This window comes from Kutzneria sp. 744 (assembly GCF_000568255.1).
GTDB lineage: Bacteria > Actinomycetota > Actinomycetes > Mycobacteriales > Pseudonocardiaceae > Kutzneria.
The window spans coordinates 2,681,007-2,700,590 of record NZ_KK037166.1; the positions used below are offsets into that span (position 1 = coordinate 2,681,007).

At 65.3% G+C, this 19,584-nt stretch carries 11 protein-coding genes; 8 read left to right on the forward strand and 3 right to left on the reverse strand.

Annotated features, from left to right (window positions below):
• Positions 1 to 47: 47 nt before the first annotated feature.
• From drmD to drmC, 5 genes are read left to right on the forward strand one after another with little or no spacing between them, the layout of a single operon-like run.
• Complete coding sequence (gene drmD, locus KUTG_RS11925) at positions 48 to 3,275, forward strand: DISARM system SNF2-like helicase DrmD (RefSeq protein ID WP_232240765.1); 3,228 nt, start codon at positions 48 to 50, stop codon at positions 3,273 to 3,275.
• Complete coding sequence (locus tag KUTG_RS11930) at positions 3,272 to 7,255, forward strand: Eco57I restriction-modification methylase domain-containing protein (RefSeq protein ID WP_043716811.1); 3,984 nt, start codon at positions 3,272 to 3,274, stop codon at positions 7,253 to 7,255. The genes drmD and KUTG_RS11930 overlap by 4 nt, the downstream gene beginning before the upstream one ends.
• Positions 7,252 to 10,932 carry a DISARM system helicase DrmA gene (drmA, locus tag KUTG_RS11935; RefSeq protein ID WP_043716812.1) on the forward strand — a complete coding sequence of 1,227 codons (3,681 nt, stop codon included), beginning with the start codon at positions 7,252 to 7,254 and terminating at the stop codon, positions 10,930 to 10,932. The genes KUTG_RS11930 and drmA overlap by 4 nt, the downstream gene beginning before the upstream one ends.
• On the forward strand, positions 10,929 to 12,953 hold the full coding sequence (gene drmB / locus KUTG_RS11940; RefSeq protein WP_043716813.1) for a DUF1998 domain-containing protein: 2,025 nt from the start codon (positions 10,929 to 10,931) through the stop codon (positions 12,951 to 12,953). Before drmA ends, drmB begins: the two co-directional genes overlap by 4 nt.
• Complete coding sequence (gene drmC, locus KUTG_RS11945; protein WP_052396565.1) at positions 12,925 to 13,683, forward strand: DISARM system phospholipase D-like protein DrmC; 759 nt, start codon at positions 12,925 to 12,927, stop codon at positions 13,681 to 13,683. The genes drmB and drmC overlap by 29 nt, the downstream gene beginning before the upstream one ends.
• A gap of 53 nt (positions 13,684 to 13,736) precedes the next feature.
• Here the strand turns inward: drmC and KUTG_RS11950 are convergent, their stop codons facing one another.
• Genes KUTG_RS11950 through KUTG_RS11960 form a run of 3 tightly spaced genes read right to left on the reverse strand, consistent with a single transcriptional unit; the run spans position 13,737 to position 15,611 of the window.
• Complete coding sequence (locus KUTG_RS11950; protein WP_198047112.1) at positions 13,737 to 14,144, reverse strand: ubiquitination-like system serine protease family protein; 408 nt, start codon at positions 14,142 to 14,144, stop codon at positions 13,737 to 13,739.
• A gap of 26 nt (positions 14,145 to 14,170) precedes the next feature.
• A complete protein-coding gene (locus tag KUTG_RS11955; protein WP_043716816.1) occupies positions 14,171 to 15,355 on the reverse strand; it encodes a ThiF family adenylyltransferase in 1,185 nt (394 codons plus the stop codon).
• Complete coding sequence (locus KUTG_RS11960) at positions 15,330 to 15,611, reverse strand: multiubiquitin domain-containing protein (protein WP_052394363.1); 282 nt, start codon at positions 15,609 to 15,611, stop codon at positions 15,330 to 15,332. Before KUTG_RS11960 ends, KUTG_RS11955 begins: the two co-directional genes overlap by 26 nt.
• Before the next feature lie 129 nt (positions 15,612 to 15,740).
• Between KUTG_RS11960 and KUTG_RS53280 the strand changes: the two genes are divergently transcribed.
• The 3 genes from KUTG_RS53280 to KUTG_RS11970 all read left to right on the forward strand — a co-directional run bounded on the left by KUTG_RS53280 (position 15,741) and on the right by KUTG_RS11970 (position 19,458).
• Positions 15,741 to 16,121: a helix-turn-helix domain-containing protein gene (locus tag KUTG_RS53280; RefSeq protein ID WP_084579206.1), complete on the forward strand. Its 381-nt coding sequence runs from the start codon at positions 15,741 to 15,743 to the stop codon at positions 16,119 to 16,121.
• A gap of 4 nt (positions 16,122 to 16,125) precedes the next feature.
• Complete coding sequence (locus tag KUTG_RS56215; protein WP_084579208.1) at positions 16,126 to 16,866, forward strand: ImmA/IrrE family metallo-endopeptidase; 741 nt, start codon at positions 16,126 to 16,128, stop codon at positions 16,864 to 16,866.
• Between the two features lie 771 nt (positions 16,867 to 17,637).
• Positions 17,638 to 19,458, forward strand: a complete 1,821-nt coding sequence (locus KUTG_RS11970) for a DUF262 domain-containing protein (protein ID WP_043716818.1) — start codon at positions 17,638 to 17,640, stop codon at positions 19,456 to 19,458.
• The last annotated feature ends 126 nt before the right edge of the window (positions 19,459 to 19,584 follow it).

A 19,584-nucleotide genomic window follows, 5' to 3' on the forward strand; every position in this document is an offset into this window, starting at 1 on the left:
GCTCCCGACTTGCGAAAATCGCAAGTCGGGAGAAGGATGGCGCTTCGGTGGCCGACGAAGGGATGAACGTGACGATCACGGCGGAGCAGGGCAAGCCCACGGACGCCGCTGGGACGCCGCCGATGCCGCGTGTCCCGGAGTCCGGCCAGGTGGTGAACGTCCGCGGATCGACCTGGGCGGTCGCGGCGGTGCAGCAGCAGGGCCTGCCGCGGAGCCCGGCCGACGAGGGCGCCGCTGGTCTGACGCACGTGGTGAGTCTTCAATCGTTGGAGGAGGACCGGCTGGGCCAGGAACTCACGGTGGTGTGGGAGCTGGAGGTCGGCCACACTGTCGCGCCCGACCAGGGCCTTCCGGAGAAGATCGATCCGGCCGCGTTCGACGATCCCAACACGCTGGCCGCGTTTGTCGACGCCGTGCGCTGGGGCGCGGTGACCTCGGCCGATGCCAACTCCTACCAGGCACCGTTCCGCAGTGGCGCGAACGTGGAGGCGTATCAGCTCGAACCGCTGCGCCGAGCACTTCAGTCTTCGCGGACGAATCTGCTGCTCGCTGACGACGTCGGTCTTGGCAAGACCATCGAGGCCGGTCTGGTGATCCAGGAGCTGCTGCTGCGCCATCGTGCCCGGTCCGTGGTGATCGTCTGTCCGCCGAGCCTGGCGCTGAAGTGGCAGGACGAGATGCGGGAAAAGTTCGGTCTGGACTTCGTCATCGTCAACAGCGACCTGTTGGCGCGGGCGCGACGTAGCCACGGTTTGGCCGCGAACCCGTTTCGGCTGTTCCCCAGGGTGATCGTCAGCATGTCGTGGCTGCCGACCCTGCGTGCGCAGCGGCTGTTGCGTGACGTATTCGCTGACGTCGCGGACACTGCCTCGGCCCGGCGGTTCGCCTTTGACGTTCTCGTGGTCGACGAGGCCCACCATGTCGCGCCGGCGAGCCCGACTACCGCGCCCGGCCGGCGTGGTTACGCCGTCGACAGCCAGCGTACGACGGCCACGAAGGCGCTGGCGGACAAGTGCGAGCACCGGTTGTTCCTGAGCGCGACCCCGCACAACGGCTACTCGGAGTCGTTCACGGCGCTGTTGGAGATGATCGACGGACGGCGCTTCAGCCGGGGCGCGAATCTCGACGAGCGGGCGTTGCGGGAGGTCGCGGTCCGGCGGCTGAAGACCGAGCTGCCGGAGAAGGACTTCCGCAAGCGGGAGCTCAAGCCGATCGTGTTTACGACCAGCGAGGATGAGCAGCGCCAGTTCGCTCTGCTAGACCGCATCCTCACCGACAGCGCACGCGCGAATGGCAAGGGGCGTTCCGGCGGCCTGGTAGCGATGCTGCTGAAGAAGCGTTTCCTGTCCAGCCCCTGGTCGTTCGCCCGCACGCTGGAGCTATACGAGCAAGCCGCTAGCACCGGCCGTCAGCTCGAGCTCGACGACGAGGAGCAGTACTACGCCGAGGTGCTAGGCAGCGGCCAGTCAGACGAGGAAGAAGGCGCCACCGAGCACCCCGAGTTCACCGCACTCCGACACAGCAAGGGCTCCGACCCTTTGGCGACGGCCACCGGACGCGAGATCGAATCGTTGATCGAGTGGGGCTCCCGCTACGAGCACCGGCCGGACTCACGACTGGAAGCGCTGATCAAGTTCCTGGACGCGACCTGCCGCCCTGATGGCCGGACGTGGATCAACGAGCGAGTGGTGGTGTTCACCGAGTACGCCGCCACATTGGAGTGGATCGTCGATGTCCTGACCCAGCGGGGTTACCGGGACGTGCTGGCCACCATCCAGGGCTCGACCCCGACCGAGGAGCGCGAGCTGATCCGGGCGCAGTTCACCGAGGACCCCGCCAAGCACCCGGTGCGGGTGCTGGTCGCGACCGACTCGGCCGGCGAGGGTATCGACCTGCAGGACCACTGCCACCGGCTGGTCAACTTCGACATCCCGTTCAACCCGTCGCGGCTGGAGCAGCGGATCGGCCGGATCGACCGCTACGGCCAGCGGAGCATCCCGCAGATCTATCGGTTCGTGCCCGAGTCCGCCGACTCCCAGTACGCGCGCGACCTACGGTTCCTGGTGGAGCGGATCGCGGACAAGATCGGGACCGTCGCCGCGGACCTCGGCTCGGTCAACCAGGTGGTCGACTTCGAGATGCGCAACCACTTCGACCCGGCGACGGGAGGCCGCAAGGTCAAGCCCGCGGCGCCGGACGACGGCAACGCGGTCATCACCCGCGCGCTCGCCGGTGGTCTTGAACTCAACCGCCGGCTCACCGAGCTGTCCCGCACCTACGACGAGCACAAGGTGGAAATGCACCTGACCCCGGCGAACGCCCGCCGGGTCGTGGACACCGCGCTCGCGCTCACCGCCCAGCCCCCGCTGCTGGAGGACTTCTCCTTCGCCCAGGACACCGACGCGGCCGTGTTCGCCGTTCCAGGGCTGGGGTCGGCGTGGCAGCCCGCGCTGCGTGGTTTGGACACCCGGCTGGAGCCCGACACGCTGCGACCGATCACCTTCGACGACAAGGCCGCGCAGGGCCGGCACGACCTGGTGCACATCCACCTCGGCCACGCCCTCATGCAGCGCGCCACCCGCGTACTGCGCAGCGCCCTGTTCGGGATCGACTCCCCAGTCCACCGGGTGACCGCCGTCGTGGCGGAGGGCCTTCCCGAGTCGTGCGTGGCGGCCGTGTCACGGCTGGTCCTGGTCGGCCGCGGCGGACTTCGCCTGCACGAGGAGGTCTTCCTCACCGGCATCCGAGTGCACGGCAACACCATGTCCGAGGCGAAGGTGGAAGAAGTGCTTGATGCGACCCTCGACGCGGAGAACCTGTCCCTCGCCGCGGAGGACGTGCGCACGTCACTCGCCAACCTGTGGAACGCCGAGGATTCGCGACTACGCAACCGTTTGCTAACTGCCATGGCCCGCAAGGCCGAGTCCCGCCAGACCCAGGTCACCGAAGCGCTCCAGAAGCGCCGGGACTCCGATATCGCGAGGGTGCGCGAGATTTTCGGCGCGTTCCGGATCAATCTGCGCGAGTCCCGCGATCGGCTGTCGGGGGAAATCCGTGCCGAAGAGGAGAAGCTGTTCACCGATGACCAGCAGGCACAGCGCCGTCGGGACCTACGGGCGATGGAGGACCGGCTGGTGAACCTGGACGACGAAGAACAGCGGGAGATCGCCACGATCGGCGAGCGCTACCGCGACATCCGGCCACACGTGTCAGCTGCGGCCGTCGTATTCGCGCTCACCCCCGCCGATGCCGAGACCGGGAAGGTGCGGGCATGAACCGTCGAGCCGCGCCCACCGGAGCCGACCTACACCGCCGATGGCTGGAACTCGTCGACACCGACGGCCCGTTCCTCGCCATACCCGCGCTCAGGCGGGTATGGCCGCAAGGCATACCGGTGCCGGCCAAGGACGCCATCACTGCACTGAAAGACGCCAAGGTCGCGTTTGAGAAGGCATGGGAGAACTGGGACACACGACGGGACGACGCCGCCGCGCTCGAGTTCTACCGTCAGGAGCGGGATACCTGGGCGGATGTCGTCCTGCGAGACATGCTCGGGTGGCGCGACTCCTACACCGCCGCCACCGTGGGTGACCAGGTGCGGTCTCCCGACCATGCCGTCACCGTGCGCGCGAGCGGCGCCCTCGTACACGATGACACGATCGGCGCGCTGATCCTCGTCATCGATCCGGTCGACTCCCTGCGCGATCCACTTGACGACGGGTGGGCGAACACCCCGATCGACCGGCTCGAAGAGTTGCTGCGCGCCAACGCGGTCCCAATCGGTCTCGTCACCGACGGCCGGTGGTGGGCGATCGTCAGCGCTCGCAAGGAAACCATGGTCGCGTCGGGTGTCGTGGACGCGCAGACGTGGATTGAGGAACCGCAAACCCGCGACGCCTTCATCGAGTTGCTCCAGCGCCGCCGGCTGCTCGGCGGCAAGCCCGAGGACCGGCTGACCGCGCTGTTCGGCGAGTCGGTTGCCGCCGCCGAGGAGATCACCGAGGCACTGGGCACGCAGGTCCGCCGCGCCGTCGAGCTGATGGTGCAGGCGCTGTCCGAAGCCGCGCTGGCCGCGGACGGCCTCGATCCCCTGCCCGCCAAGCGAGCGGACGTGTACGAGGCGGCCGTGACGGTGATGATGCGGGTGGTGTTCCTGCTCTTCGCCGAGGAACGCAACTTGCTGCCCCAAAGCAGCCTGTTCACCCTCGGCTATGGCATCAGCGAGGAGTTGAACGCGCTCGACGCCCGCGCCCGCGAAGAAGGCAGCGAAGCCCTCGACGCCACCCACCTAACCTGGCACCGCCTCCTCGCCACCTCACAGGCGCTGTACCGGGGAGCGTCCTTTGAAGACATTCGACTGCCGTCGTACGGTGGCTCGCTGTTCGACTCCGGCCGGTTTCCGTTCCTCGCCACGCGCGGTCCACAAGGGACATTGGCCATCACGGTGTCAGACCGCGTGATGCTGGAGGTGCTGCGCGCCGTCCAGTTCGCCAAGCTCAAGGGGCAGCCCGCTCGGCGAATCTCCTTCCGGGACATCGATGTCGAGCAGATCGGCTACATCTACGAGGGCCTGCTCGGCTACTCGTGCGCCGAGGTCGACGAGGTGACCGTAGGTCTGATCGGCAAGGAAGGCGAGGAACCGGAGATCCCCCTCGCGGTGCTGGAGTCGCTCGCGACGACCAAGCGCGGTGACACCGCGCTGGCCGACGCGATCCTCGCGTGGGCTAAGGAGCACCAGCCCGCCGCTACCCCGCCCTCGAAGGCAGCGCTGGCCAAGGCCATCCGCGACAATAACAAGATCGAGGACGCCGAACGCGCTCTGCGCGCGGCGACCTCGGATGCCGAGCTGCGAGACAGGCTGCGGCCGTTCGTCGGGATCATCCGCCGCGACCTGCGCAACAAACCCTTAGTCGTAGTGCCCGGCGGTGTGCTGGTGGTCGAGACGCCATCACGAGCGACGGCGGGCGCTCACTACACGCCCCGATCGCTCGCCGAGGAGGTTGTGCTGCACGCACTGGAATCCCTCGCCTACGAACCCGGACCGCACCAACAGGTAGACGGTTGGGTGCTGAAGGAGTCGTGGCGGATTCTCGACCTCAAGGTCGCCGACATCGCCTGCGGCTCGGGTGCGTTCCTCGTCGCTGCTGCCCGTTACTTGGCTGAGCGATTGGTGGAGGCGTGGCAGCGTGAAGGCGCGGCCGTCGGTACACCGCACGAGCAGATGACACACGCCATCCGAACCGTGGTGGCGACTTGCCTGTACGGGGCGGACATCAACGGCATGGCCGTCGAGATGTGCAAACTATCGCTCTGGCTAGTGTCGCTCGACCCGAAACTGCCGTTCTCTTTCGTGGACGACAAGATCCTGCACGGCAACTCCCTGCTCGGCCTCACCGACGTCCGGCAACTGAAGTATCAACACATCGATCCTGACCTCCCACGGCAGATGCCGTTCCAGCCCGACGTCGACAGCACGCTGCAGCGCGCGGTCACGTTGCGCAGGCAGCTCGCAACCGAGGTCAATGACGCCGACCCGCAGCGCTCGGCGACCACCAAGCGCCGACAGTGGCGGGAGTACCGCGATCTCGTCGCGGAACTGACCGAAATCGGCGACGCGGTGATCGCCACCGGACTTCGGCACGGCGGCAAGCCGGGCAAAAAGCTGAACTCCGCGTACACAGATCTCAGTTGGGCGCTGAACCTGGCGCACAACGCTTCCGACCGCGCCATGCTCGACGGCATCCTCGACGCCGGACTCACCCCAAGCGTACGGACCGACTACCAACGCTGGAAACCGCTCCACTGGATTCTCATGGTGCCGGACGTGATGGAACGTGGCGGCTTCGACGCTATCATCGGCAACCCGCCATTCCTGGGTGGACCGAAGGTTTCGTCAGCGATAGGACCCAATTTGCGTGAGTGGCTAGTCAATGTGCTGGCCAATGGCTTCAAAGGCAAGGCCGATCTCGTTGCCTACTTCTTCCTTCGTGCCAACTCTCTATTGTCCGGTCGTGGAAACCTTGGGCTCGTCGCAACGAACTCTATTGCCCAGGTTGACACCCGTGAAGTTGGTCTCGACCGGATGGTCGCGGACGGCTTCACCATCGTGCGATCGATTCAGAGCAGGCCCTGGCCTGCCGCTGGCGCCAACCTCGAATTTGCTGCGGTGTGGGGCAGTCGCAGTGCCATCCCACCTGAAGTGCCACGACTGGCGGACGATGTCAGAGTAGAGAGAATCTCCACTCTTTTGGAGCCCGCCGGGCGGGTAGAAGGCATGCCGATGCGACTGTTGGAGAACGCCGGCATTTCTTTCCAAGGGTGTATAGCACTGGGTATGGGATTCGTACTGGAGCCTGACGAAGCTGCCGCATGGATTGAGGTCGATCCGAAAAACGCCGAGGTCCTTTTCCCCTACCTTAATGGCGAGGACCTGAACTCCCACCCCGATGCGTCGCCGTCCCGCTGGATCATCGACTTCAGGGGTCGTTCAGATCAGGAGGCACAGCGTTACCGGCTGCCATACCGGCGACTGTATGAAACAGTCAGGAGTGAACGACTCAAGAAGCCGAAGGCCGTACGCGAGGCTCCTTGGTGGCTTCTCTGGCGACCTCGCGAAACACTGAGGAGAGCGATCGTCGAACTGAACGAGGTTCTTATAATCACGCGGCACAGTAAGACGGTCATGCCGCTGCGAATTTCTAAGGGGATGGTCCCAAGCGAAGCTACTGTCGTGTTCGCGACGGGCTCATTTGCGGATCAGGCGGTGTTGTCTTCGAGCCTGCATCAAATGTGGGCTATTAAGTACGGTTCAGGGATACGTGTTGACCCGCGTTACACGCCGTCCGGCGTGTTCGAGACCTTCCCTCGCCCCAAGTCGGCCGACCGACTGGTGGAGATCGGGCGAGTATTGGACAGTGAACGGCGCGAGATCATGTTGCGACGGGAATGGGGGGTGACCAAACTGTACAAGCTCGTCAACGACCAGGACACCGCTGACTCGGCAGATCCGGATGTGGCGCGGATGCGGGAGATTCACGTCGCCCTCGACCGAGTCGCGATGGATGCCTACGGCTGGGGCGATGTGCCGCTGAATCACGGATTCCACGCGTACCGACAGATGACTCGGTGGACGGTCAACCCGGAAGCGCGTGTCAAAATCCTGGACCTTCTGCTGGAGGAGAATCACCGCCGGGCCGCTGCTCAGGGTGAGGCGCCCCCACCATCAGACGATGAGGATGAGGGGGATGACGAGTGAACGCCCCGCAGGCCCCGGAGTACCGGTTGGAGCACGAGCCGGACGGGCGGTCGCTTACGGTACGGGAAAACCTGGTTGACATCCTGGAACGGGAGTTGCTCGGCCCGGCGAACGGCCCCGAAGAAGTGCTCGACGGTGTGCCGGATGTTGCCTACCTGGTGGGGCGGATCGCGCCAGTGCGGTTGGCGTCCGGCCGGGAGGACCCGTCGGACGCCAACGAGGACGAGGCGGCTACCGACGTCGGTGACGCGACCGACGCTGATGGGAGCCGGGGAGTTCCGGTCACCGCCGTAGACGAGAGCGGTGCGGGGGCGGACGAGGACAGCGTCGAGGATCAGCCGCAACAGCGCGGTCTGATGATCCCAGCGTCGATGGGGTTGCGCTGCCAGATCCCCGACGACTTGGCCGAGTTCACCGTGACCGCTTCGTGGGGACAGTACGAGCCGACCAAAGAGAAGCGGGAGAACAGCGAAAATACCGTTCGCCGGTACAAGCGCGCACCCATCGAGATCAAGAAGACGATCAGCGTCGCCAAGCTCGACCCCGCGCAGACGACGACGATCCACCTGCGGGACACCGTTGTGCTCAGGGTGGACCGCTACGACGACGTCGAGGGCGGGACGAAGCTGATCGAGGTGGCGCTGTGCAACGATCGAGTGGCACCGCGCAAGATTCCCGTCAACGCCTGGCTATATCAGACAAAACTGCTGGTCGAAGCGGATGGTCACGAGGTTTTCCTACCGGTTACCGACAGGCTGACCGATACTCGCCAGGAGCGGGACGACGAGCTGCGGCGCCTAAGGCTCCAGTACCGTGATCGGCTGGAGTTCGCCATCGGGCGCACCTGTTCGGTCGACTGGAACGCGTCCGGCGAGATCCGGCGTGCCAGTGCCGTGTGGACGACGTGGTTGCCAACGGTGCAGACCCCGCAGACCACGGCCGAGGAGATCGGGGCGGCGCTGCTGGATATGCGGACACTGCAAGCCGCCAGCCGCGAGGAGCTGCGGACTGGGCTGGAGCCCATCGTCGCCGGATACCGCACCTGGCTCGACAAGCAGCTCACCACGGCCGAGGCGCTGCCTGAGCATCTGCGTGAGGACGGCGTCGAACTGGTGCGAGAAGCGCAGCAGGTGCAACGACAGCTCGCGGATGGCCTTGACCACCTGCTCGCTGACGACGAGGCGCTACGGTGCTTCCGGTTCATGAACCGGGTGATGGCCGACCAGCGCATCCAAACGCAAGTGGCACAGCGCCGGGCAGGCAATCCCGGCGAGAGCATCGACCACGCGCGGGCGGCGATCCTCACGCAGGGGCCGAAAGCGCACTCGTGGCGCACGTTCCAGTTGGCGTTCGTACTCATGCAGCTGCCGATGCTGACCGACCCGGCGGCACAGCGGCGCTCCAGCAATGACCCGAAGGCCCAACTGCTGTTCTTCCCCACCGGTGGCGGCAAGACCGAGGCGTACCTCGGGCTAGCCGCGTACACGTTCGCCATCCGGCGGCGCCAGGGCATCGTGTCCACACCGGACGGTCCGCTGGACGGCAATTCCGGGATCGCGGTGCTGATGCGGTACACACTGCGACTACTCACCGCCCAGCAGTTCCAACGCGCCACCTCCCTCGTGTGCGCCGCGGAGTTGGCCCGGCTTGACGACGTGGCCACATGGGGGGCCGAGCCGTTCCGGATCGGGCTGTGGGTCGGAACGGACGTGAGCCCGAAGCGGTTCGACGAAGCTGAACAACAGCTGACGCGGGCGAACAACGCCGGCGGCAACTACCGGCTGACCGTGTTGCAGATCCAGCGGTGCCCCTGGTGTGGCACCCGGATCGGGCCAGGCGACGTCAAGGCCAGGCCGGAGACCCGTCGCGTGCACGTGTACTGCGGGGACGACCTGGCCGAGTGCCCATTCGCCGAGGGCGGCGTGTCGGCCGAGGGGCTGCCGGTGCTGACGGTGGACGAGGAGATCTACCGGCTCGTGCCCGCGTTCCTTATCGCGACGGTCGACAAGTTCGCCCGGCTGGCGCGCGAGGGCGAGGCGGCATCCCTGTTCGGGTATGTGTCGCGGAAGTGCGAGCGACACGGGTTCGTTCACCCTGACTACAAGCACTGCGACATCAAGGACGGCAACAAACACCCGGCCAAGGACGGCCTGCCCGCAGCCGCGGTGCGTCCCGCTTCCCGGCTGCGCCCGCCGGACTTGGTCATCCAGGATGAGTTGCACCTGATCACCGGTGCGCTCGGGACCACAGTCGGGCTGTTCGAGGTCGCCATCGACGTGATGAGCACGTGGCGAACCGCTGACAATCGTACGGTGCGGCCATTGCTGGTCGCGTCCACAGCGACGGCACGCAACGCCGCCGACCAGGTCAAAGCGTTGTACGGGCGGGATATCACGATCTTTCCACCGCAGGTGCTGGACGCTGGCAACACGTTCTTCTCCAAGGAAGAACCGATCTCGGACAAGTTCCCCGGACGGCGTTACGTCGGCCTGTCGACCACGGGCGTCCGCCTGACCACCGCCGAGATCCGGGTAGCCGAGGTGCTGATGGCAGCGGGCCAACTGCTGCTCGACCGGTCCGGCGAGGCGGCCGATCCGTACCTGTCGCTGGTGGCATACTTCAGCGCCACCCGCGAGTTGGCGGGCATGGCGCGGTACATGGGCGACGACATCCAGACCGCGCTCGCCAAACGCCGCCCGTGGTCGCTGCTGCCCAGCCGGACCGGCACCGACTTCGGTTCGCTTCACGTCGCCGAACTCACCTCGCGGGTAGCCAGCGCCGATATCACCGCGACGCTGGACCAGATGGCCGTGACCTTCGAGCCCAGGTTCGACTCCACGGCCGGCAAGCGCGAACTGCGGGCATCGCGCGAGGCGAAGAAGCCGGTGCCCACGCGCGAGGTCGCTCCGTTCGATGCGGTGCTGGCCACGTCGATGCTCCAGGTAGGTGTGGACGTCACCCGGCTCGGGTTGATGCTCGTGGTCGGCCAGCCGAAGAACACCGCCGAGTACATCCAGGCGTCCTCGCGCGTCGGTCGGGACGCAGCACGGCCGGGCCTGGTGGTGTCGCTGGGAAACTGGGCACGACCGCGCGATCTGGCGCATTTCGAGCAGTTCCGGCACTACCACGAGACGTTCTACGCCCAGGTCGAGGCGTTGTCGGTCACGCCGTTCTCGGCGACCTCGCTCGACCGTGGCCTGGACGGCGTACTGGTCAGCGCGACACGGGTCCTGCAAGCGGCGGAGACACAAGGACTCTCCCCGGAGCACAACGCGGGCGGCATCGACAGTCGGCGCGACTTCGTCGTCGACCTCATCGACGCACTGGTCAGCCGGGTGCTGAGCGCGTCGAACGAGGACGCCGCCCGCCGGGCGCAGGACCAACTGATGAACCGCCTCGACCACTGGGAGAAGCGCCGCAAGTACTTGGCCGACCACCGAAAGTCGCTGGTCTACGAGAAAGTCACCGACGACACACGACACGACGCGCTGATGATGAGCGCGGAGAACGCCAAGTCCCGTGCGGACTCGCGGGACGCGCCGCCGTTCGTCGTGGCCAACTCGATGCGAGAGGTGCAGCCGGAGATCAACCTGCTCGTGAGCCCCATCAAGGAGAACCTCGTCTACATCGCGCCGCCCGGAGCACCCCGATGGGAACCACCTCAGGAGAACCCGTGACCGTCGATACCCGGTTCGTCTATGACGCCGCGACCGCCGTCGACCCGCTGGGCGACGCGGAGCGCGAGGCCGAGAAGGCGACCAAGCACAACCGCGCGAAGGTCGGCTCGGGTCGCCCGTCGTCGCTGCTCTACACGTACGGACCTGGCTCGATCATGGACCTGCCGCAGTTCACGATCATGTCAACTGGCCTGGACGACTGGGATCGAATCTGGCGGCGCCGCGACGGCATCCCGCAGATCCGCGCTCCCCGGTTGCGCGAAGTCGTGGGCAAGCTGCTCCGGTCCCGCGACGTGCAGTTGCGCCCGCACCCGTGGCAGCCGAAGAAGATCAGCCTGTCCACCGAGGGCAACGACCTCGGCGTGCCCGCACGAGTGTTCCCGCAATGGCTGCGCTGCACCGGATGCGACATGCTGGGCACGGTTTCGCAGTTGGCGTACACCAACACCCACCCGTTCCGCGCCGACCTGGCCTGCTTCGAACACGCCAAGTGCACCGGCAGGTCGGGCAACCGGACCCGTAAACCGGCCCGGCGCACAGCAGTGCCCGCCCGGTACCTACTGGCCTGTGTGGACGGGCACCTCGACGAGTTCCCATACGACGAATGGGTACACCACTGGAACCGTTGCCCCCAGGCGGAGTTCCCGGCATTGAAAATGGTTGACCGCACCGCGGGCAAGGGCGCATCGGCCGTGATCGGGTGCGAGTCATGCGGCGCACGGCGAGGGATGAACGAGGCTCAGGGTGAGGCTGGCAAGAGCAAGCTTCCACGCTGCCGTGGCCGCCATCCCCACCTCGACGCCTTCGAGCCGCAGGGGTGCCGCAACGAAGCGCGGCTCATCCTCGTCGGCGCGTCGAATCTCTGGTTCCCGGCGACGCAGTCGATCATCGTGATGCCCGAGTCGTCGCAGGAAGAGGCCGGCGACCTCGCCGCGCGCATCCGCGTGGCATTGGGCGAGAAGCTCGCCAAGTACGCCGACGACCTGGACACCCTGCGGGACGTGCTCGACGGCAAAGTGGACGTCTCCGAACTCTCGGACGACAAACTTGCCCAGGCCGTCGCGACGGCTCTCCTGCCGCCGGAGTCGGCCGAGGAACTGGACGCCTGGGCCAAGCAGTGGGATCCGGTGGACCTGCTCGTCCCGGAATGGCAGTACCTGCTCAAGGATCCGCTCGGGCTCCGGCACGAGGACGAGGTAAGCGGGCTTACGCTGTCCCGGCGGGATCGTGGTCCCGAGCTGCGACCGGAGATCACCAGGGTGCTGGCCGTCGAACGGCTGCGCAAGGTCAACGCGCTCGTCGGCTTCACCCGCATTGACGACATGGACCGGGTCGGTGACCTACCCCAACGCCTGGCCCCGCTGACCAGAACGCCGTACCCGGCGTGGACGGTGGCAACGGAAGATCGCGGCGAGGGCATCTACCTCCAGCTCGACGAGGCAGCCGTGGCGGCGTGGGAAACGCGGATCGAAACGACGGACATCTGGACTGCCCAGCGAGACGCGCATCGGCGCAACTTCTACCGTCGCTTCTCCGAGACCGCGCAGGATGTCGACCCCGACACCCGGCTCAGGCCGCCGCGCTACTGGCTCATCCATACCTTCGCGCACGTACTGATCCGGGAATTGGCCATGACGTGCGGCTACTCCGCCGCCAGTCTGAGCGAACGGCTGTACGCCTGGCCCGAGTCCGGAGGCCGCGAAGCGGCTGCCGGACTGCTCATCTGCACGACCGCATCCGATAGCGACGGCACCCTCGGCGGGCTGGTGCAGCTCAGTGAACCCGACCGGCTCGAACGTGTTGTGTCCGGCGCGCTGTACCGGGCCACCCGGTGCTCCTCGGACCCGATCTGTGCGATGCGCACCCCGCAGGACCCTGAGGACTTTCTGCACGGCGCCGCCTGCCACTGCTGTGTCATGGCGTCGGAGACCTCTTGTGAGAGGGCCAACCGGTTCCTCGACCGGCGCTTCCTCGTCGACCTCCCTGGGAGTGGTGTTGGGTTCTTCGGACGCGCCGATTGACCCCGCGGCGGCATGGGAACTGGGCCAGCGACTCACCGGGACCGAGGCGGGGTTGCTCGCGGACCGGCTCGCCGACGGCGACACCCTCACCAGCGCGCTGAAGGCTGTCGCCCCAGGGAACCGCGCGACGGTCCGGACGCTGCTGGCCGCCGGGTCGTCCCCGGCATCCCGCATCGCCGTCCTGCGAGCCATCGAAGGCGCACGGTCCGCCCCGACCTCGGCGACGCCCCTGTGGACGATGCCGGGACACCTCGCGCGCAGCGGGCCCCTCACCGCCTCCGTGCCGCACCTTGTCGACAGCGCGCGGCAGTCCATCACCTGCTCCACCTTCAACTTCCAGCGCTCCTCGGGACTGTGGCAAGCCTTGCGGCAGGCCGCCGCGCGGCCGGAGCTGGCCGTGCGGGTGTACCTCGACGCTGCAGCGGCGGGGCGGGGCGCGCCGACCGCATCCGAGGTCGCCGCGCACCTGAGGCCCGCCGTCGTTCTACGCACGAAGATCTTCGACGGCGCGGGCGTGCGCAACCACGCGAAGTTCCTCGCGATCGACCACCGATTCCTGCTGGTGACCAGCGCGAACTACTCGTGGAGCGCGGAGCACGGCAACGTCGAGTTCGGCGTGCTCGTCGACGACCGGAACCTCACCGAGGCCGTAGAGCACGAACTGCGGGACGCTGAGCCCATGCTCTACGAGCGGGTTCCGCCTATCTTGACGAGGCCGACCGGCGCCTGAGTATGCTCGCCCGACCGTTGGACGAAATTGACGCAAATGCACCGTGCTGCTGGCTAACGTCGGAGCAGTTTCCGGAGCCAGGCAAGGGGGCTGCGCCCATCAGCGTCGATGGTTTCAGCGGTTTCTGGTTCATGCGCGGCGGCCTTGCGCCCTGCGAAGTACTGTTGTCGATCCCAGTCGTCACGTGTTCGGCCAGCCGCGATTCGCTTGTCGGTCCATGTGCCCGACCATTGGACCTGGTTCGACGTGACCCAGTAGTGCGAGCGACAATGGAACCCCCAGTTGCCGATTGAAGGGGTCAGCGACACGGTCTCACCGTCGTAGAACAGTTGCCAGTCGGCCGGGCTGATCGGCGTGACTACCTTGTTACCGCACCCGCAGGCGCACCGGTGCACGGCGGTGCGGTAGGTGATCGAGACGTAGAGCACCGCTTCGGCGAGCTCGCCGGGGATGTACTCCACGAACTCGTGGGTGATCGAGGTGTGCCTCATGGTGTTTGGTCGTCATTCAGCAATTGGTTGCCGCCGATGGTGTAGGTCGTGAACATCTCGTGCTCCTGGTCGAGATAGAAGCCATACAGCTTCTTCCACTTGATCACAGCCAGGACCGCGTTGAGCATGTTCAGATCAGCGGTCTGGATGTTGCGGTCGTACTCGTCGTCTTCCTCGTCGCCGAACGGTATCCGCTGGTGGTCCCACACATGGGTGCGGTGCTCGGGTGTGCTCGCAGTGACCCGCAGAATGCCCCCGAGTGACTCGCCGACCCGGTAGACGCCCATGCCCGCGTCGATGAACGGGATCCCGAACTCCTCCAACTTCGTCACGATGAACTTCTTGGCAGGACCGGAGTCCATGGCCAAGAAGACGAAGGTCATCGCTCGCAGCTCGTCGATATTCGACTCGTCGACATGGACCGGGTGCGGAACGATGCCCCGTCGCATGACCTCGTACATTCGCCGGTAGTACTCCACCTTGGTCGGAACGGCGTCGAGTTCCTGGACCGAGGCCGCGCCCGGTGCCCGGAACGCGTTGTGTGCGTACAGGATGTCGCGGTCGTAGACGTGGATCTCGCCGATCGGCGTCTTGACGATCAAGTCCAGGATGAACGAGCCCGTTCCGCCAAGGCCGACAAGGGCGACCTTGGGTAGGGCCAGCTTGTCGGTGATCGAGCTGATCCTGGCGCGGCTGGATGCCGAGTCCAGGTAGCGGAACACCGAGTCCTGCTCGGCTACCTTCACGACGGGGAAGGTCCGAGCTGTCGCTGCGGGATCGATGACCTGCGCCGGCCCGGACAGCATGTTCACGTAGGACGTGATCTTGGCGTGGTAGTCGGCGTAGTAGCCCACAGGCGGCTTGCTCGAGAACGTGCAGTCCGCGACAAGACCCTCGGCGACTTGGATCGCGCCGGTGCTATTGATGATCTTCGTCAGCGGGGAGCCGTGCTGGTCGCACGGAATCCCCCCGGCGAACGAGACAACATGATCACTCGGTCTGATCGTGCTCGAGCCGCTCGTGGAGAGCTCGGAGATGATCACGCCGTATGCGACCTCCCGTGTGGACGTCACGTACGGCACATGCTTGACCAGCAGATAGTTCGACCGGATTTCGAGGTCGAAACCCTCGTCGCGCAGCCGTGCAAGATCCGAACTATGACTTACCAGTGGGTGTGACATCGAAGATCGTTCCCTGCTTCTTGACTTCAACGACGCCACCCTCGACCAGGATGCCCTCGTGCTTCGGACCCTTCGCCTTGCGGTACGTCACCGTGAACGTGCTGTCCGGGGACGGCCACACCGGGAAGGCGATGGCGACCACCTCGGTCCACGACACCTCCTCGTGCGGGACCACGGCCAACTCGCCGTTGACGACGATGGCGAACCCCGTCTTGTCCGCGGTGTCCTCGACCTCAACGTGCGCAGCTTCGTTCATCTCGACCTCCTTCGCGGCCGGCGGCCACGTCGTGTTCGCTTGCCCGCGTGTTCGCGAACATGCGTACAGAGTAGCACCGTGGCGTGGGGTGGGTCTTCGACACGCCGGCATGTACGCTCGTAAGCGGACATGTCGAACACACCCTCACGCCCAACACTCGGCCAGCGCATACGGGACGCCCGTGTGGCTGCCGGGCTGTCCCTGCGCGAGCTAGCGCGCCGCATCGAGCGTGCGCCGTCGTACCTGAACGACATTGAGCACGACCGACGCGTCCCGTCCGAAGCCGTCGTGATGCAGCTCGCCTCCGCGCTCGACCTCGATGCTGATCTCCTGCTCGCCGCGGCCGGTCGGGTCGGCGAAGGGGCGGAGCGCTACATGCAGTCAAATCCCACGGCCGGCGTGCTGTTCCGCCGAGTCTCCGACGCCGGCCTTGGCGAGCGGGACTTGAAGCACCTGCTCGAGCAAGCCGAGAAGATCATCAACAAGCGAGACCAGGGCACAGGCGAGTAACGACATGCAGTGGTACCAGGGACCTGAGGGCGATCAACGAATCTGGTACGAACCGGACGAGATTGAGCGTATCGCAGAGGATGAACTCCGTCGCGCCAGTCTTATGCCGTCGCTCAGCGAACCGGTGACGGACCTCGAGCGTTTCATTGAGAGTCACCTCCACGCCGAACTCGATCAGTATGCCGAATTGCCTGATGACGTTCTGGGGCTCACGCAGTTTCAAGCTGGTCGACGGCCAGTGGTCTCCATAAACAGTAAACTGACCGAGTCGGCCGAAGCGGACACTGCGAACCCTGGCGCCGTCGGTCGTTGGCGCGCCACCATGGCTCACGAAGCGTCGCACATTCTGCTGCATCGGTATCTATTCGATCCCGAGATGGCTCAACTTGTCGGTGCCCAGGTTGGTTCCAACGCACCCGGCGAGCGCGCAGGATTGATGCGCTGCCTATATCGCGATGTCGTGCCGGTGAGCACGCAGGACGCCAGTCAGACCCGACGGCGACGAGACTGGCGTGAGATTCAGGCCAATCGTGGCATGGCAGCGCTTCTTATGCCAGACCGCCCATTCAAACGTCTCGCGTTTCAACAGATGGCCAACGTCGGCTTGGTCACCGTCTCCACCGGCACTGCCGCTGCGGATACACTCATGGCCGAAATGGCCGAAATATTCAATGTCTCAAAGCAAGCAGCCATGATTCGGCTTGAAACCTTGCAAATCTGCACACCCGGTAGCGGCGAGAAATAGCGGCTGCCATCCACGGCGCCACCGGTACCGAGTGTGACAGTTCGCCTGACTCGTAGTGCTTCAAAATAGCTTCACCGACTGTGGCCTGCCGGTTCGTCGTGTGGTCAGCTTGCTCGGTGGTACTCGTTGATGAGGCCGGCGACGGCTCTGCGCGTGCCGAAAACCCCGTCCACGCAGATCAAGTCACCTGTCGGTACTCACGGGTGACTCAGCCGAGTCAAGTCCGGGTGGTGTGTGTACGCACCGCCGCGCAGATCGACGGCCCCTTACGAGCAGCTTGCAACGGACGTCTCCCCAGTGTCCGTGATCAGTCAATGCCACGATCGAGTGATCCACCGGCGGTGAACCCGTCCACCACTTGATCGGTCCCCCTGCCGCGTAACATCGTGCTTGGCGCGACGATCCGACACATCAGCACGTGTCTAGGCAGCAGCCTAGCCAGCGTTGCCCGATCCGACTACGTCAGCCGAGACCGACCAACCTGCCGCCGCAGCGTCGCCACCCGGTGTCGCAACGCCAGTAGTTCAGCGGCCACGGCCGCATCGCGACGCGTCAGCAGCCAGATACACAAATCGAAGACACAGCAGAGGATCATGCCCAACCTCGACAAGACGACCAGCCGCAGGTCAGCACGTCCAGCCAAGTTCTGACGCTGTACAGGGTTCGCGGAATGGGTCCCGCCAGGTGGGCAGTCACGGACCGGTCACGCCACCGCGCGGTCTATCGTGAGTGTGACCTTGGCTGCACGTCAACAGGGAGCGTAGCGACGCGGTGGATGCGAACACCTATTCGTTGAAGCAAATCCTCACACAGGACCGCCGTTATGTAGTGCCGACCTTCCAGCGAGACTATGAGTGGACTCGCGACGGACAATGGGAACTGTTGTTCACCGACCTTGAAGACACATCCGACCGGTTGCACCAAGCGCGGTGCCATGCCGAGTCGCTCGGTGAACCGCTAGCAAAAGCAGACAAGAAGGTGCAACCACACTTCCTGGGCGCAATCGTCTGCGACCAACTGTCTGCTCCGGCCGGTGGTCTTGACTTGCGGGCGGTCATTGACGGACAGCAGCGCCTGACCACCATTCAACTGGTACTGCGAGGCGTACTCGACGTCCTTATCGAACGCGGATCAGCACGCGTCAAGCAGGTCCGCCGATTGCTGGAAAACCACCCCGACGTGGTCGAACTCCCCGAAGAGCGCTACAAGCTGTGGCCGCGCCGCCGGGATCGTGATGTGTGGCCGCACGCGATGGACGATGCACCCCCGCCACCCTCCGTGCATCACGGCTATCTCAAGGCCCGCGAGTACTTTGCCGAGCGTGCGCGTGCCGCCACCGTCGGCGTCGATGGGTCTGATCGCACGGACGTCCTCGTTGATGCGCTGCTCGACTTGTTCAAGCTGGTTGTCATCGACCTTGAGGACAACGACGACGCCCAAGTCATCTTCGAAGTGCTTAACGGTCGCCAGACGCCACTGTCCGCTGCCGATCTGGTAAAGAATTTATTGTTTCTCCGGGGCGAACTGTCCGACGAGAAGGAACTTGAGCTTGTCTACGACACTTACTGGGCGCCGTTCGACGACACGTGGTGGAAGGTAGCGGTCGGTCGTGGCCACGCCCAGCGGGGGCGCCGTGATGTGCTGTTGTCGAGTTGGCTGACCGCGGTGTCGACCACGGAGACCAATGTAGGGCATCTCTACAGCGAGGTGCGCCATTATCTGGATGACGCCCAACGCAAGACGGTGGACGTGCTCGCTGAGCTCAGGGACTTCGGCAAGGCATATCGAGTGGTCGTTGGTGCCGAGAATGCTGAAACGGCGCAGCTTCGGCGATCGTACCGGCGAATCGACTCGTTGGGATTTACCACCGCGCTTCCATTGTTGCTGTGGCTGCGCACGCGGCCCGCTCAACTGGTGCCTGTGTCAGATCAAGAACGAGCTGTTCGTGCAATCGAGTCATGGCTGATCCGCAGGTTCTTGCTGGGCGCGAACACTCGCGGCTACGGCAAAGTCTTCGTCGACATACTCAAATCGGCCGCCGAGCGGACGACGATCCCCGGCGTATCGGTAGCGGATGCCGTGATCGGCGCACTGCGAGGCAATCCGGACCAACTGTCATGGCCGACGGATCAGGAGTTGGTCACCGCGTTCACCACACGCAAGGCCTACGGCGGTATGACGCAAGAGCGCATCCGGCTCGTTCTGAGTGCGATTGACGAGCACCTGCAGAACGCCAATCTAAAAACCGAACCCGCGACCTTCGACTACGACAAACTGCAGATTGAGCACGTCATGCCACAGGCATGGCGGGATCACTGGCCGCTTGAATCGACTGATGCCGCAGACCGCCAACTCGAAGCCCAGCAACGTGATCAGGCCGTGCACCGATTCGGCAACCTGACGCTGGTCACATCGACCTTCAATCAGTCTGTCTCCAACTTGGCCTGGTCGGTGAAAAAGCCCGAATTCGCTGAGCAGTCCAGCCTCCAGCTCAACCGATCGATAGGGATGTGTCCGATGTGGAGCGTCGAAGACATCCAGGCTCGCGCAGTGGTCCTGGCGGAACTAGCCGCGCAGGTATGGCCCGACTGATCATTCGTGCTGGTGCGCGGGCGACCGCACTTCGCCCCGACCCGACCGGAACTAGATGATCGCCCAGGGGGCCGGTGTCACGGCTGCCGCGCGGTCGAGGTCGGTCAGCCGTGGGTCCAGGCGGGG

Coding starts and splice junctions, on each gene's coding strand:
- KUTG_RS11960 (WP_052394363.1), bottom strand. CDS start 15,611: ATGAACGAAGCTGCGCACGTTGAGGTCGAGGACACCGCGGACAAGACG.
- KUTG_RS11930 (WP_043716811.1), top strand. CDS start 3,272: ATGAACCGTCGAGCCGCGCCCACCGGAGCCGACCTACACCGCCGATGG.
- KUTG_RS11955 (WP_043716816.1), bottom strand. CDS start 15,355: ATGTCACACCCACTGGTAAGTCATAGTTCGGATCTTGCACGGCTGCGC.
- KUTG_RS56215 (WP_084579208.1), top strand. CDS start 16,126: ATGCAGTGGTACCAGGGACCTGAGGGCGATCAACGAATCTGGTACGAA.
- KUTG_RS53280 (WP_084579206.1), top strand. CDS start 15,741: ATGTCGAACACACCCTCACGCCCAACACTCGGCCAGCGCATACGGGAC.